At 73.4% G+C, this 13,985-nt stretch carries 18 protein-coding genes and 1 riboswitch; of the genes, 6 read left to right on the plus strand and 12 right to left on the minus strand.

The window, feature by feature from the left end; genetic code table 11:
* Nucleotides 1-54: 54 nt before the first annotated feature.
* On the plus strand, nt 55-678 hold the full coding sequence (locus BJF79_RS25675) for a TetR/AcrR family transcriptional regulator (RefSeq protein WP_083733892.1): 624 nt from the start codon (nt 55-57) through the stop codon (nt 676-678).
* On the opposite strand, the gene BJF79_RS25680 is transcribed toward BJF79_RS25675, so the two are convergent.
* The 4 genes from BJF79_RS25680 to BJF79_RS25695 all read right to left on the minus strand — a co-directional run bounded on the left by BJF79_RS25680 (nt 675) and on the right by BJF79_RS25695 (nt 4,225).
* On the minus strand, nt 675-1,400 hold the full coding sequence (locus BJF79_RS25680; protein WP_075901148.1) for an adenosylcobinamide amidohydrolase: 726 nt from the start codon (nt 1,398-1,400) through the stop codon (nt 675-677). The genes BJF79_RS25675 and BJF79_RS25680 overlap by 4 nt on opposite strands.
* Complete coding sequence (locus BJF79_RS25685) at nt 1,397-2,167, minus strand: ABC transporter ATP-binding protein (protein WP_075901150.1); 771 nt, start codon at nt 2,165-2,167, stop codon at nt 1,397-1,399. The genes BJF79_RS25680 and BJF79_RS25685 overlap by 4 nt, the downstream gene beginning before the upstream one ends.
* Nucleotides 2,164-3,213, minus strand: a complete 1,050-nt coding sequence (locus BJF79_RS25690; RefSeq protein ID WP_187357057.1) for an iron chelate uptake ABC transporter family permease subunit — start codon at nt 3,211-3,213, stop codon at nt 2,164-2,166. Before BJF79_RS25690 ends, BJF79_RS25685 begins: the two co-directional genes overlap by 4 nt.
* Before the next feature lie 91 nt (nt 3,214-3,304).
* Nucleotides 3,305-4,225: an ABC transporter substrate-binding protein gene (locus BJF79_RS25695; protein ID WP_075901152.1), complete on the minus strand. Its 921-nt coding sequence runs from the start codon at nt 4,223-4,225 to the stop codon at nt 3,305-3,307.
* Between the two features lie 89 nt (nt 4,226-4,314).
* Nucleotides 4,315-4,376: riboswitch (cobalamin riboswitch) on the minus strand.
* 124 nt (nt 4,377-4,500) lie between these two features.
* Between BJF79_RS25695 and BJF79_RS51485 the strand changes: the two genes are divergently transcribed.
* Complete coding sequence (locus BJF79_RS51485) at nt 4,501-5,187, plus strand: TetR/AcrR family transcriptional regulator (RefSeq protein WP_262402574.1); 687 nt, start codon at nt 4,501-4,503, stop codon at nt 5,185-5,187.
* 106 nt (nt 5,188-5,293) lie between these two features.
* Complete coding sequence (locus tag BJF79_RS25705) at nt 5,294-5,671, plus strand: VOC family protein (RefSeq protein WP_075901154.1); 378 nt, start codon at nt 5,294-5,296, stop codon at nt 5,669-5,671.
* Here BJF79_RS25705 and BJF79_RS25710 read toward each other — a convergent pair.
* Together BJF79_RS25710 and BJF79_RS25715 are read right to left on the minus strand one after the other, a co-directional pair.
* Nucleotides 5,658-6,569 (minus strand): LLM class F420-dependent oxidoreductase, encoded by a 912-nt coding sequence (locus BJF79_RS25710; RefSeq protein ID WP_075901156.1) that lies wholly within the window; start codon nt 6,567-6,569, stop codon nt 5,658-5,660. The genes BJF79_RS25705 and BJF79_RS25710 overlap by 14 nt on opposite strands.
* A gap of 10 nt (nt 6,570-6,579) precedes the next feature.
* A complete protein-coding gene (locus BJF79_RS25715) occupies nt 6,580-6,798 on the minus strand; it encodes a hypothetical protein (RefSeq protein ID WP_075901158.1) in 219 nt (72 codons plus the stop codon).
* Nucleotides 6,799-6,915: 117 nt separating this feature from the next.
* Here BJF79_RS25715 and BJF79_RS25720 point away from each other — a divergent pair, with 117 nt between their 5' ends.
* Both BJF79_RS25720 and BJF79_RS25725 read left to right on the plus strand, forming a co-directional pair.
* The gene (locus BJF79_RS25720) at nt 6,916-7,677 is read left to right on the plus strand and encodes an alpha/beta hydrolase (RefSeq protein WP_262402575.1); all 762 of its coding nucleotides are present in this window, start codon (nt 6,916-6,918) and stop codon (nt 7,675-7,677) included.
* A 76-nt stretch (nt 7,678-7,753) separates the two neighbouring features.
* Nucleotides 7,754-8,635, plus strand: a complete 882-nt coding sequence (locus BJF79_RS25725; protein WP_075901160.1) for a hypothetical protein — start codon at nt 7,754-7,756, stop codon at nt 8,633-8,635.
* Nucleotides 8,636-8,780: 145 nt separating this feature from the next.
* Here the strand turns inward: BJF79_RS25725 and BJF79_RS25730 are convergent, their stop codons facing one another.
* Both BJF79_RS25730 and BJF79_RS25735 read right to left on the minus strand, forming a co-directional pair.
* The gene (locus BJF79_RS25730; protein ID WP_075901198.1) at nt 8,781-9,422 is read right to left on the minus strand and encodes a DNA alkylation repair protein; all 642 of its coding nucleotides are present in this window, start codon (nt 9,420-9,422) and stop codon (nt 8,781-8,783) included.
* A 163-nt stretch (nt 9,423-9,585) separates the two neighbouring features.
* Nucleotides 9,586-9,939 carry an MmcQ/YjbR family DNA-binding protein gene (locus tag BJF79_RS25735; RefSeq protein ID WP_075901162.1) on the minus strand — a complete coding sequence of 118 codons (354 nt, stop codon included), beginning with the start codon at nt 9,937-9,939 and terminating at the stop codon, nt 9,586-9,588.
* 184 nt (nt 9,940-10,123) lie between these two features.
* On the opposite strand from BJF79_RS25735, the gene BJF79_RS25740 reads away from it, so the two are divergent.
* A complete protein-coding gene (locus BJF79_RS25740; RefSeq protein WP_262402577.1) occupies nt 10,124-11,047 on the plus strand; it encodes a PDR/VanB family oxidoreductase in 924 nt (307 codons plus the stop codon).
* Between the two features lie 3 nt (nt 11,048-11,050).
* Here BJF79_RS25740 and BJF79_RS25745 read toward each other — a convergent pair whose 3' ends face one another.
* Genes BJF79_RS25745 through BJF79_RS61605 form a run of 4 tightly spaced genes read right to left on the minus strand, consistent with a single transcriptional unit; the run spans nt 11,051 to nt 13,878 of the window.
* The gene (locus BJF79_RS25745; protein WP_083733902.1) at nt 11,051-12,064 is read right to left on the minus strand and encodes an amidohydrolase family protein; all 1,014 of its coding nucleotides are present in this window, start codon (nt 12,062-12,064) and stop codon (nt 11,051-11,053) included.
* Between the two features lies 1 nt (nt 12,065).
* On the minus strand, nt 12,066-13,028 hold the full coding sequence (locus tag BJF79_RS25750; protein ID WP_262402578.1) for a cyclase family protein: 963 nt from the start codon (nt 13,026-13,028) through the stop codon (nt 12,066-12,068).
* Nucleotides 13,028-13,630: a fumarylacetoacetate hydrolase family protein gene (locus tag BJF79_RS25755; RefSeq protein WP_262402579.1), complete on the minus strand. Its 603-nt coding sequence runs from the start codon at nt 13,628-13,630 to the stop codon at nt 13,028-13,030. The genes BJF79_RS25750 and BJF79_RS25755 overlap by 1 nt, the downstream gene beginning before the upstream one ends.
* Nucleotides 13,627-13,878, minus strand: a complete 252-nt coding sequence (locus BJF79_RS61605; RefSeq protein WP_262402580.1) for a hypothetical protein — start codon at nt 13,876-13,878, stop codon at nt 13,627-13,629. The genes BJF79_RS25755 and BJF79_RS61605 overlap by 4 nt, the downstream gene beginning before the upstream one ends.
* Nucleotides 13,879-13,985: the final 107 nt, after the last annotated feature.

Genomic DNA, 13,985 nt, shown 5'->3' on the forward strand with positions numbered 1-13,985 from the left:
CGTTAACAACTCCGATGTTAATGCTCATTAACTGGATTCGTCTACACTTGCCGCATGACCTCCCGACCCGCCGAGGCGGCCCCGGGCGGGCCCGAACCCGGGCCGCCGCCGAACCCGCGCCGGGCGGAGATCCTGGCGGCCGCCGCCGAACTGTTCGCGCGCCGCGGCTACCACGGCACGTCCATCGGCGACGTCGGCCGCGCCGTCGGGCTCACCGGCCCGGCCCTCTACCGGCACTTCCGCGGCAAGGAGGCCGTCCTCGCCGAGATGCTGCTGGACATCAGCGAACGCCTGCTCGCCGAGGGCGCCCGCGCCGCCGACCCCGACCCGTCGCGCGCCCTGGACGCCCTGCTGCGCTGGCACATCGCGTTCGCGCTGGACAACCCCGCGCTGATCACCGTGCACGAGCGCGAACTCGACAACGTCCCCGAGGACCAGCGGCACCGCGTCCGCCGACTGCAGCGCGCGTACGTCGAGAAATGGGTCACCGTCCTGCGCCGCCGGACGCCCGCGCTGCCCGACGACCGCACCCGCGCGGCCGTCCACGCCTGCTTCGGGCTGCTGAACTCCACCCCGCGCAGCGCCGCGGGCCTCGATCGCGCCGCGATGGGCGACCTGCTGCACGCCATGGCCCGCTCCGCCTTCGACGGCGCCGCACCCGGCGGTGAGACGGTCTAGCCCCGCTCCGCCAGCAGGGCGGCGTAGCCGACGGCGCCCGCGTGCACGGCCTCGTGGACGGCGCGCGCGAGCCGCGACCCCCACACCGAGCGCGGCCCCGCGAACGGTTCGGGCGTCCCCGCCTCCGGGACGGCGACGCACACGGCGTCCGACGCGGTGCCCGTGCAGGGGAACCCGGCTTCGAGCAGCGCCTGCGTCTTCGCCTCCGTGACGGTGACCACCGCGTTCACCAGCGCCGCGTCGGTCAGCGGAACCGGGACGACGGCGAGCACGTTGATCGTCCCGGGACGCCACGTCGCGGTTTCCCCGCGCGGGCGGGGGCGAGGTCGTCGAGGCGCATCGGTGCCAGTTCGGGGTCGGGCGCGCCCTCCGGCGCCGCCGCCCACGTCGGGACCCGCAGGCCCACGGTCGCCGCCGCCTCGACGCCGCCGTCCGCGCCCCGCACCGTCCCGCTCGACGGCGGCGGCCGTCAGCATCCCCACGCCCGGCCCGGCCAGGCCGTGGGACGCGGCCAGCTCGTCCAGGTGCGCGACCGGGTCGGTGCGCGAGTACCCGCCCGGGACCTGCGCGTTCAGCACCCAGCGGACCGGCCCGATCCCGCCGCCGACCATCGCCGACGAGATCGCGCGCCACCCGCCGCCCGCCCGCCACACCGTCGAGGCGAGCCGGGCGCCGTCCTCGGTCCGCCAGGTCGATTCGAGGGCCACCGGCACGTCGTTCACGGGCGCTCCAGAGACAGGACGGGCCGTCCGCCGGGCCCCACGGCGACGTGGACGCGCGCGTCGAAATGCTCCTCGACCGCGTCCTTGGTCAGGACCTCGCGGGGCGTCCCGGCCGCCGCGACGCGCCCGCCCGCCAGCAGGACGAGGGAGTCGGCGTACTGCCCGGCCAGCGTCAGGTCGTGGATCGTCGTCACCACGGTCAGCCCGTCCGACAGGCGCAGCCGGTCGATGAGCTCCATCACCTGCTGCTGATGGCCGATGTCGAGCGCGGACGTCGGCTCGTCCAGCAACAGGACGGACGTCTGCTGCGCCAGCGCGCGCGCCAGCACCACACGCTGCCGCTCACCGCCGGACAGGTGATCCAGTGGGCGGCCTGCGAACGACGTGAGGTCCAGGCGGTCGAGCACCTCGCCCGCTATGGCACGGTCCCGCGCGCTCTCTCGGCCGAGATGGGGAATGTAGGGGGAGCGGCCCAGCAGCGTGTAGTCGAAGACCGTCATCCCGGCCGGAAGATTGGGGGTCTGCGGCGCGTACGCGACCACGCGGGCCCGCCGCCTCGGCTTGAGGGCCCGCAGGTCCTCGCCCGCGACCAGCACCTCGCCCTCGGCGGGCAGCAGCCCGAGGATCGATCGCAGCAGCGTCGATTTGCCCGCCCCGTTCGGCCCGATCACCGCCGTCCACGAACCCGCCGGAACGTCCAGCGAGACGCCGCCGAGCACCGGCCGTCCGCCCAGCTCAACGCCGAGCCCGCGCGCTTCCACCGTCACGTCTCCACCTGCCTGCGGCTCGCGCGCAGCACCGCGACGAAGAACGGCCCGCCGACGAACGCCGTCACCACGCCGAGCGGAAGCTCGCCGGGCGCGACGACCGTCCGCGCGACCAGGTCCGCGGCCGCCAGGAACGCCGCGCCGCCGAGCAGCGACAGCGGCAGCACGATCCGGTACGAACCGCCCGCCAGCCGGCGCACGACGTGCGGCACCACGATCCCGACGAACCCGATCAGTCCGCTCACCGCGACCGCCGACGCCGTCGCCAGCGACGCCGCGACCAGCACCGTCAGCCGGACCCGCCGCGCCGACAGCCCGAGCGACGCGGCCTCCTCGTCGCCGACGCTCAGCACGTCCAGCAGCCGCCCGTGCGCGAGCACGATCACCGTCGAGACCAGCGCGTACGGGCCGACCAGCGCGAGCTGCGCCCAGTCGGCGCCGCCGACCCCGCCGAGGATCCACGCGTAGATCCGCTGCAGCTCCTCCGTCCCGAGCTGCTGCACGAACGTCTGCACGGCGGCGAGGAACGACGACACGGCCACCCCGGCCAGGACGAGCGTGGCCGCGCCGCCCGCCGCGCCCGCCGTCCGGCCCAGCGTGTACGCGAGCAGCACGCCGAGCAGCGCCCCGGCGAACGCGGCGACCGGCACCCCGTACCCGAGGTCGTCGTGCAGCAGCACGATCACCAGCGTCGCCCCGACGCCCGCCCCCGAGGCGGCGCCGAGCAGGTACGGGTCGGCGAGCGGGTTGCGGAACACGCCCTGGTAGCCGGCCCCGGCCATGGCGAGCATCCCGCCGACCAGCGCCGCCATCAGCACCCGGGGCAGGCGCAGCTCGAACAGCACGTTCTCCTCGATCACCGACAGGCCGGAGTCGAGGCGCACGAACGGCAGCCGGTCGGCGAGCGCCGCGAGCACCCCGCCGAACGGCAGGTCCGCGGCGCCGACGAACAGGCCCGCCAGCAGGACCGCCGCCAGCACGGCGACGGCCGTCGCGAGCGGGACGGGCCGCAGCCGCGCATGGACGGGACCGGCGGACGGTTCCACCGGGACCGACCGGGGGGCGGTCCGGGCGTCCGGCCGTTCCCCCGGTCGCGGGAGTCGGACCTTCACGGCCGGACGCCCTCCGTTCCGGACGTCACCGGACCTTCCGCACGGCGTCGCCGATCGCCTTCACGAACTCCGGCAGGCGCGGGCCCCAGCGGGACGCGACGTCGTCGTCGAGCTCCACCACGCCGCCGTCCCGCACGGCCTTCAGGTCGCCCCACCCGGGACGTTCGGCGACCGTCGCGGCGTCCTGCCCGCAGCACTTGGTATCGGCGAGGAACACGAGGTCCGGGTTCTGTTCGAGCAGGTGCTCGCGGGACAGCTGCGGGTACCCGCCGCTCGCGTCCTTCGCCTCGTCGGCGACGTTCCGCAGCCCGAACAGCCCGTACACCTGGCCGATGAACGTCTTGGACGTCACGGTGTGGTACTGGTTGTCCAGCTCGTGGTAGTAGGTCAGATCATCGGCCTTACCGGCCGTTTTGACCGTCTGCTCGATGTCCGCCCGCATCGTCTGGACGAGCTTGGTGGCCTCGGCGTCGTGCCCCGTGGCCTTCCCGAGGTCGGCGATCTCGTCGTACGCCTCGTCCAGGTTCGTCGCGGCGGGCTCCAGCAGGACCGGCACGCCCACCTTCTCCAGCGCCTTGACGATGCCGTTCATGTCGTCCGACAGCACGACGAGATCGGGCTCGTACCCGATGATCGCCTCCGCGTTCGGCGAGAAGCCCGACAGCTTCGTGCGCGGCGCGTCCTGCGGGTGGGTCGAGTACTCGTCGACCGCGACCACCTGCGCCCCGGCGCCGATCGCGAAGAGCGTCTCGGTGTGCGTGGGGGAGAGCGACACGATCTTCCCGGGCTTCTCCGGGATCGTGACCGCGCCGTTGGCGGCCTGGACGGTGACCTTGCCGGCGCCGGCCGCGGACGCCTCCTTCTCGCCGCCCCCGCCGCCGCACGCCGAGGCGAGCGTCACGACGCCGAACACGATGGCCGCGCCGAGCGCGCGTACGGGTCTCACAGGAGCCTCCTGGCTCAGGGAAGCCGCGGCCCGCGCAGGACGGATCGCCCTTCCACGAGGTCGATGGTCGTCGGCGCGCACGGAGGCGACCTGGCTCGGCCTCCAGGGGAGGACTCCACAGTTGCGGGACAGCGCCGGATTCGCACCGGACTTCGCTCCGCACGCGCTGAACTGCAAGGTTATCAGCAGGCAAAATCCGTCTCTCCGGCGAGTACCGGTGTGAGTCCTCACTCCGACCTTGACGGAGTGAGGACTCACACCGTACGGTCGGCGGCATGGACCCGGTCGAGAACCGCCGCCGCGCCCCCGGGATGAGCCCCGAACGCCGCCGCGAAATGATCGTGCGCGCCGCCCTGCCCCTGGTCGGCGAGCACGGCAGCGCCGTCACCACCGGCCGGATCGCCCGCGCCGCCGGCATCGGCGAGGCCACGATCTTCCGGGTGTTCGCCGACAAGGACGAACTGCTCGACGCGTGCGTCGCCGAGGCGCTCCGCCCCGACCGGGTCGTCGCCGAGATCGCCGCGATCGCGCCGGACGCACCGCTGCCCGTCCGGCTCGCCGAGGCCGCCCGGGCCATGGAAGCGCACCTCACCCGCATCGGCCTGGTCCTCGGCGCCCTGCACGCCACCGGCCGCCGAGCCGCCGCGGCCGCGGCGCGGACGACCGCACCGGCCGGGCCGCCGAAGGCCCCGCGAGCCCCGAGACCGGCGCCGCCGCCACCGATCGCGACGCGGCCATCGGCGGTGACGCCGCTTTCGGTCGAGACGCCGCCACCGACCGCGACGCGTCCACCGGTCGCGACGCGTCCATTGATCGCGGTGCGTCCACGCACCGCGGCACGTCCACCGAACGCGACGCGTCTGCGGATCGCACGCGGGCCGCCGTCGCCGTCCTGTTCGAGCCCGAGCGCGACCGGCTCCGCCTGCCGCCCGAACAGGCGGCCGACCTGTTCCTGGGCCTGATGTTCAGCCGAGCCCGGCCGCCGGCCGGATCGTCCGCGCCCGTCCTCTCCTTGGAGCGGTTCGTGGACGTGTTCCTGCACGGCGCGATCACGGAAGGGAAACCCGAATGACGATCACGCTGAACCACACGATCGTGACGGCCGCCGACAACGACGCGTCCGCACGGTTCTTCGCCGACGTGATGGGCCTCGCGTACACCGGCCCGCACCCCGCCGCGGGCCACTTCGTGCCCGTCCGGGTGAACGACGCCCTCACGCTCGACTTCATGACCGTCCCCGACGCGCGAGGCCACCACCTGGCGTTCGACGTCGACCCGGACACGTTCGACGCGGTCGTCGGACGCCTTGAGGCGCGCGGCGCCCCCTACGGCGACCACCCCGCCCACCCGGACAACGGGCGCGTCGACCACGATCACCCGCTCGGACGCCGCGGGCTGTACTTCGCCGATCCCGGCGGCAACCTCTACGAGATCATCGCGCCGTGACCGACCTGAGGAACCCGCGGGTCCGCCGCCGCTCCTCGCCCGGCATGAACTCCCCGGCCACGAAGTCGGTGACGCCCGCCGCGGCCAGTTCCTCCAGCCGCGTCCCCACCGCGTCCTCGTCCCCGATGATCGCGAGGTCCTCCGGGCCCTTCGCCCCCTCGCGGTCCATCATCGCCCGGTAGGACGGCAACGTCCCGTACACCTCGAACGCCATCGCCGCACGCTCCCGCGCGCGCTCCGCGTCGCCGGTGATGCAGACGGGCAGCACGCACACGATGCGCGGAGCGGGCCGTCCCGCGGTCTCGGCGGCCTCCACGATGGTCGGCGCGATGTGGTCGCGGACGGTCGCGGGCCCCGTCATCCACAGGACCGTCCCGTCCGTCCGCTCCGCCGCCAGCCTCAGCATCTTCGGCCCCAGCGCCGCGAGCAGCACCGGCACCCGCCCCTCGTTCGGCACGCCCAGCGAGATGTGCCCGCGCACGGTGTCGCCGTCGAACGCCGCTGTCTCGTCGTTCAGCAGCGGCAGCAGCACCGACAGGTACTCGTCCATGTGCCGCAGCGGACGGCGGAAATCGAACCCGTACATGTCCTCGATCACGACCTTGTGCGACAGGCCGAGGCCGAGCGTCAGCCGTCCGTCCAGCGCGAGCGCCACCGTCCGCGCCTGCTGCGCCAGCGCCGCCGGATGCCGCGGATACGACGGGACCACCGCCGTCCCGAGCTCGATCCCCGCGACCCCGCTCCCCGCGACGGCGAGCGCCGTCAGCGCGTCCATCCCGAAGATGTTCGACATCCACGCCGACGCGAACCCGTCGTCCGCGGCCTTCCGCACGTCGTCGCCGAGCCTGGCGAGCGCGTCCGGCCCGCTCCGTTCGCCGAGCGAAACACCGATGCGCATGCAACCTCCCTTATCGACCGTCGGGCGAGTACCGTTCGGCGATCTCCCGGTCGCGTTCGGCCCAGAACCGCTGCCGCGTGGCCGCCTGCAGATGCAGTTCGGCCTCCTCCGGGTGCGCCGCGGCCATCCGCTCCAGCAGCGCCGCCGCGCGCTCGTGCGCGCGCGCCGACGACACCAAAGCGCCGCACGCGTGCTCGCCCGGTGACGCACCGCCCCGCCGCGCCTTCACCGGCGTCGCATGGTCGTCGCCCCCCGGGGCCGATCGACCAGCCCTCCCGACACATTGCCCTACTACCCCGCGACCCGCCCGTTCAGCCCCACCCGCCCATGTCCGATCATTGGACACGTGCCGACTCCCGAACCGCTCACGCTCCGCACCGCCGACCGGGTCCGCATCGACGCCGGACACCTCCCGGGGCCGGACGGCCTGTGCTTCGTCCTCGCGCACGGATTCACCTGCTCGTGGCGGCAGCCCGCGCTGCGGCGGATCGCCGGGGTGCTGAACCGGTTCGGCGGCGTGGTCGGCCTCGACTTCCGCGGCCACGGCGCGTCCGGCGGCCGCTCCACGGTCGGCGACCGCGAGGTCCTCGACATCGAGGCCGCCGTCGGCGCCGCCCGCCGCCGCGGCTACGAGCGCGTCGCCGTCACCGGCTTCTCGATGGGCGGCGCCGTCGCCGTCCGGCACGCCGCCCTGCACGGGGGCGTCGACGCCGTCGTCTCGGTCAGCGCACCCGCCCGGTGGTACTACCGCGGCACCGTCCCGATGCGCCGCGTCCACTGGGCCATCGAGCGCCGCAGCGGCCGCCTCGCCGTCCGGCTCGCCCGCGGCACCCGCATCGCGCCCGCCGGATGGGACCCCGTCCCCGAGGCCCCGCACGAGGTCGCCGGACGCATCGCGCCCGTCCCGTTCCTCGTCGTCCACGGCGACGCGGACGCCTTCTTCCCCCTGGAGCACGCGCACCAGCTCTACGGGGCTGCTCGCGACCCGCGCGAACTGTGGGTGGAACCGTCCTTCGGGCACGCCGAGGTCGCAGCCACCCCCGACCTGATCACCCGCATCGCCCGGTGGACCACCGAAGCCGCGGCCGTGTCCGCGCACCACGAGTGACCTGCGCCGATCCGAAGTTATCCACAACCCGCGATCCCGCTTCCAAGCCTCGCTCCCGCCGGGCAGCATCGTTTCCATGAACGGAATCGCCCTCACCTGGAAACGCACCGCCGAGAACTCGATCACCCCCATCGGGCCGGGCGTCTACTTCGTCCCGGTCAAGGGCGCGTCGCTCGAAACGCGGGCGGCGATGCTCAGCCGCCTCCTTCCGGGCGAGGTCGTCGTCGCCCGCCGCACGGCCGCATGGCTCTGGGGGCTGGACGTCTTACCCCCGGGCGTCCGCGAAGCCGACTGGCCCGTCGATCTCGTCGATCCCCGGTCGTCCGGCCCCCAAGCCCGGATCCCCGCCGAACACACAGTGGAGAGAGCAGATGTACGCCTCACCTCCCCGCCCCGCACGGCCCTCGACTGCGCCCGCTGGCTGCCCCGCTACGAGGCCGTCGCCGGCCTCGACCAGTTCCTCAGACGCGGTGTCCGGGTGGCCGAACTCAGGAAGATGGCCCGCACCCTCCCCGGCTACCGTGGCAACACGCGCCTCGGCGAGATCCTCCGCCTCGGCGACCACGGATCCGCGTCACCCGGCGAGAGCTGGACCAAAGTGGCCGTCGTCGACGCCGGTTTCCCCCGCCCGGCCTGCCAGGTCCCGGTGATGGGCCCGTACGACCGGATGCTCTACGTGGACCTCGGCTACGAGAGATTCCGCGTGGGCCTCGAATACGACGGCGAACGGCACCACACCGGCTCCGAGGCGCGGGGCCGCGACCGGCGCCGCCGCAAATGGCTCGCGCAAGAACAGAACTGGGAGGTGATCCCCGTGACCCGCGACTTCTTATCCCGCCCGGCCCCCTACCTGGAGGCGCTCCTCACCGCGCTCCTGCACCGCGGCTGGACCCCAGACGACACCACCCTCGACCGCATCGGCAGACGCCTCCGCACCCTGACCCGCCACCGCCGCTGAACCACCGTTCCCGAACAGAGTGCAGGAGTGGGTCTTGCCGACCGCCGCTCAAGCGTCCGCACCCCGCCTCGATACGTTCCACGGGGCCTGCTGCCCCGGCGAGCCGGGGCCCACTGATCAGGAGACGTTTGGTGGATGAGCGGATCTACTGATTCCGGCGGCGCACCATCTCGATGATCCAGGTGGGCGCGAACGGGGACGTGCAGCCCGGGGAGGTCGGGTAGTCCTTGAGCACCTGCAGGCGCTCACCGATGTCGATCGCGCGGATGCGGTGCTCGGGGTGCCGGATGCCGATCTCGGCCAGGCAGTGGTTCATCGCCCACTGCAGACGATCGGGGGCGTCCTTCATTTCCGCCTCGATGGTGTCGAGGAGCGCCGCGAGGTCGAGGCCCTCGGGCTCCTTCGCCACGCGTGCGGTCGTCAGCGCCCATCCCGCACTGGCGACCACCGGATCCGGATCGCCGAACCAGGACAGGCGCAGGTCTTCGCAGTGCGGGTTCTTCTTCGTGACGTAATTAAGGAGCCAGTCTTGAACCTTGGGTGCGCGGGCCTCGCGCAGCATGACGTCCAGTTCATCGCGTCCGAACGACTTCGGGCGGGCGATCAGGATCGCCAGCAGCCTCGCCGCCGTGTCGTCGGTCTCCCAGAGCCGGTACGCCAGGTCCTGCTGCGCCTTCAAGCGCTTCGCCAGCGCGCGCAGCTTCCCGAGGTTCACGCCGTGGTCGTCGCCGTGTTTCTCGTTCACCGCGCGGGCCTTCGGGTCCTCCAGGGCGGCCAGCTCGGCCATCACCTCGGTCAGCGTCGTCTCGGCCACTTCAGCCTCCCGTCCGTCGGGTCGCAGCCTACGGCGGAAACCGGGCTGCCGCCGCCGGGCGGCGGAAGCCGCCATAGGACGTCCTTGCAGGTTCGGGTGGCCCGGAACCGTGCTCGGGCCGATCCGCCGTCTGGAATCACGGCCGTTCTTGGTCCAGGCGGGCGGAGAGGCGTTTCGGGGCGATGAGGCGGTAGCTGTCTTCGATCAGTTCGGCCAGTTCGTCCCAGTCCTGGTCGGTGTCGAGGTGCACGCCCACCCAGCCTTTGGGGCCGACGTACGGGGGGCGGTAGAAGCGTTCGGGGTCCTCGGCGATGAGGGCTTCCTGGGTGCCGGGTCCCGCCTTGAACCACAGCGAGAGGCCGTCCTCGGTCGTCATCGCGAAGAGCTTGTCCCGGACGCGGAAGGAAGGGGAGGTGTGACCACCGAACGGTTTCTCGGTCGCCTCCGGCAGCGACAGGCAGATCTCCCGCAGGTGCTCGAAGGGGTCCATCGTTGCGTCCTTCCGTCGGTCGACGTCACACCCTAAGTGTCGGTATTCGAACATGCAATCGATCGCGGTGGGTCCCGCGGTCGCGTCGGGCCCGGGTTCTTCCGTTCGACGGAACCTCGGCTGACGTGCGGCGGTGCCGGGCGGGATCGTCGTCGTGACCGGACGTCGTGCAACGGAGGGCCGAGTGGCCGCGGGCAACGCCATGGAGACCGAGGTCGTCGTCGCCGAGCGGACGGACCTCGCCGACGGCGTCGTGGGGCTGACCCTGCGGGCCGCGGACGGGGGACGGCTGCCGCCGTGGCGGCCCGGGGCGCACATCGACGTGCTGCTCGACGGTGATGTCGTGCGGCAGTACTCGCTGTGCGGCGACCCGGGGGACGGGACGTGGCGGCTGGGGGTGCTCCGGGAAGGGCCCGGTTCGACGATCGTGCACGAGCGGGTCCGGCCGGGGGACCGGCTCCGGACGCGCGGGCCCCGCAACAACTTCGCGTTCGAGGAAGCCCCCCGGTACCTCTTCCTCGCGGGCGGCATCGGCATCACGCCGATCCTGCCGATGGTCGCGGCGGCCGAGGCGGCGGGCGCGGACTGGCGGCTGCTGTACGGCGGGCGGAGGCTTGCCGCGATGGCGTTCCTCGACGAACTGTCCCGCTACGGAAACCGTGTCGAGGTGCGCCCCCAGGACGAGTTCGGGCTGCTCGACCTGGACGCGGCGCTGGGCGACGTCGGGCCCGGGACGCTCGTGTACTGCTGCGGTCCGGAGCCGATGATCGCGGCGGTGGAGGAGCGGGCGCCGGGCGTCCGGACCGAGCGGTTCGCCGCCCGGCCCGAGACCGGGCCGCGGGACGCCTTCGAGGTCGAGCTGGCGCTGAGCGGGCGGACGGTCGAGGTCCCGGCGGGCTGCTCGATCCTGGAGGCGGTCGAGAAGGCGGGCGTGAACGTGCTGTTCTCGTGCCGGGAAGGAACGTGCGGGACCTGCGAGACGCCCGTCCTGGAGGGCGAGCCCGACCACCGCGACTCCGTCCTGACCGAGGACGAGCGGGCGGACGGCGGGTTCATGATGATCTGCGTGTCCCGCGCCCGCGGCCCCCGCCTCGTCCTCGAACTCTGACGGTCACGGCAGGGCGAAGAGCGCGGCGGCGTTGCCGCCCAGGACGGCGTCGCGGCCCGGGCCCTCGGGGAGCGCGGCGCGGATTCGGGCGACGGGGTCTTCGACGCCCATGTCGAACGGGTGGTCCGACCCCATGACGACCTGGGAGATCCCCGCGGCGTCGATCAGGGCCCGCAGCGCGGACGGTTCGTAGACCAGCGAGTCGAACCAGATGCGGCGCAGGTAACCGCCGGGGGCGTCGGCGCACTCGCGCGCCTCGGGGCGCACCGCGTGACCGTGGTCGGCGCGGCCGAGGTAGGTCGGCAGGTAGCCGCCGCCGTGCGCCGCGAGGACCTTCAGGGCCGGGTGCCGGTCCAGCACGCCGGAGAAGATCAGGTGCGAGAGGGCGACGGCGTTCTCGACGGGCTGCCCGACGATGTTCGAGAGGTAGAAGCGGTCGAGGCGTTCGTCGAGCGTGCAGCCGAAGGGGTGGACGAACACCACCGCGCCGTGCGCTTCGGCGCGAGTCCAGAAGGGGGTGAGCGCGGGGTCCGACAGTTCGCGGCCGGGGGCGTGCGAGGAGATCTCGACGCCCTTCAGGCCGAGCGCCATCGCGTGGTCGAGCGCCTCGACGGCGAGGTCCGGATGCTGCAGGGGGACGAGACCGAGGCCGTGCAGCCGGTCGGATCCGGCGCAGTGGGCGGCGGTGCCCTCGTTGGCGAGGCGGTACACGGTGCGGGCCAGGTCGCGGTCCGCCCAGTAGTGGTAGTGGGAGGGCGATGGGCTGACGATCTGGACGTCGACCTCCGCGGCGTCCATGTCGGTGAGGCGCGCGTCGACGCGGGTGAGGCGGTCGATACGTTCGCCGATCATCGCGCCGCTCGCCCGCAGGGACGCGGGGCCGTTGCGGCGGGCGTCCAGGGCGCGGTGCTCCGCGTGGCCCGGCCGTCCGGCGACCGCGTCTTCGATCGCGGGGAGGAGCACGTGGGCGTGGACGTCGATGTTCAGCGCACCGATCTTCATTTCGCCGCCGCTCATTTCACCGCGATGGGGTTGACGGGGGCGCGACGGCGCCGGTGACGGGGATGGGGCCCGCGGTGAGCCAGAACTCGTGGACGCCGTCGGCCGCGCAGTCTTCGGCGAGCGCGTCGAGGTCCCAGAGTTCGCCGACGAGCAGGCCCATGTTCGGGATGACGACCTGGTGCAGGGGCTGGAAGGCGTCGTCGAACTCGTTGGGCCGCACCTCGAAGCCCCAGGTGTCGGTGGCGATCGCGGCGATCTCCGTGCGGTGCAGCCAGGACGCGGTGGTGAACGACAGGCCGGGGGCGGGGCCGCCCGCGTAGTCGCCCCAGCCGTCGCGGCGGGCGCGGGAGAGGTGGCCGGTGCGCACGCAGACGATGTCGCCGCGGCCGACGGCGACGCCGTGCGCGTCGATGGCGGCCCGCAGGTGCTCCTCGGTGATCGCGAAGCCGTCGGGGAGTTCGCCGCCGCCGACTACGCCGCCGACGACGCGGCCGACGTCGAGCAGGACGCCGCGTCCGGCGACCGGGGCGGCCATGTGCTCGATGCCGGTGACCAGGTCGCCTTCGGAGGTGACGACCTTCTCGGCGGGGCGGCCGTTCCACGCGCGGCCGTGGTCGAAGATGTGGCCGAGGCCGTCCCACTGGGTGGAGCACTGCAGCGGCATCGACACGACGTCGTCGGCGCCGCCGATCCCGTGCGGGAAACCCTGGTTGCCGAGGGCGGCGTCGGTGCCGGTGTCGAGCATGGTGTGCACCGGGTTGGTGCGGCGCCGCCAGCCCTTCTGGGGCCCGTTCATGTCGAACCGCTGGGAGAGGGAGAAGGACGTGCCGCGCCGGACGAGCGCGGCCCCTTCGCGCCGTTTGGCGTCGTCGATGAAGTTGACGGTGCCGAGGACGTCGTCCTCGCCCCAGCGTCCCCAGTTGGAGTACGCGGCGGCGGCCGCGGCGATCGCGCTCTCCGGGTCGGTGCGGTCGAGCATCAGACCTCCTCGGCGACGCATCGGTTGCGCTGCGAGCCCAGCCCGCCGACGGTGCCTTCCATGACGTCGCCGGGGCGCAGCAGCCGTCCCCAGTGCATGCCGTTCCCGGCGGGGCTGCCGGTGAGGACGAGGTCGCCGGGCAGCAGCCGGGTGGTCCGCGACGCGTACGCGACCAGCCGGGCCACGTCGAAGATCATGTCGGCGGTGGACTCGTCCTGCATGACGTCGCCGTTGAGGCGGAGGGTGACGCGCAGGCCGGACGGGTCGACGAACCCGGCCGGGACCAGGTAGGGCCCGAGGGGCGTGAAGGTCGGGGCGTTCTTGGCGCGGAGCCAGTCGGTGCCGATCTCGGGCATGTCGCGGCGGAAGACGAGTTCGCGGGCCGTCACGTCGTTGGCGATCGTGTACCCGGCGACGTGCGCGAGGGCGTCGGCCGGGGACACCCGGTAGGCGGGGCGGCCGATCACCGCGGCCAGTTCGAGTTCCCAGTCGGGCTTGGTGCACCACGACGGGATCACCACGTCGTCGTAGGGCCCGGTGACGGACGAGGGCAGGCCGATGAACGCGTACGGTTCGTCCTCGGCGGCGCGCCGGTCCATCATCGCGGCCGTCTCGGCGCGGACGCGGTCGGCCGGGCGCCCGGCCGCCGGTCGAGCGCGACGGCGAGGTCGATGACGTGCGTGCGGTAGTTCGCGCCCGACTGGATGATCTGCCGGGGTTCGAGGGGGGCGTGCACGCGCAGTTCGCCGAGCGGCAGCGGCCCGGGGTCCGCGGCGTGCAGTAGCGGCAGCACGTCGTCCCAGCGTTCCAGCAGGTCCCGGACGGTCCGAAAGGCGGCGAGCCCGGGCACCGTGCGCAGGTCGGCGACACGGTCGAGGTGACCAGCCCCGGGAACGCGGGGCCGTCCCCGGCGGAGAAGGTGCCGACCCCGAACCGGTCGGCGGGCAGTGTTTCCAC

This window comes from Actinomadura sp. CNU-125 (genome assembly GCF_001942465.1).
Taxonomy (GTDB): Bacteria; Actinomycetota; Actinomycetes; order Streptosporangiales; family Streptosporangiaceae; genus Spirillospora.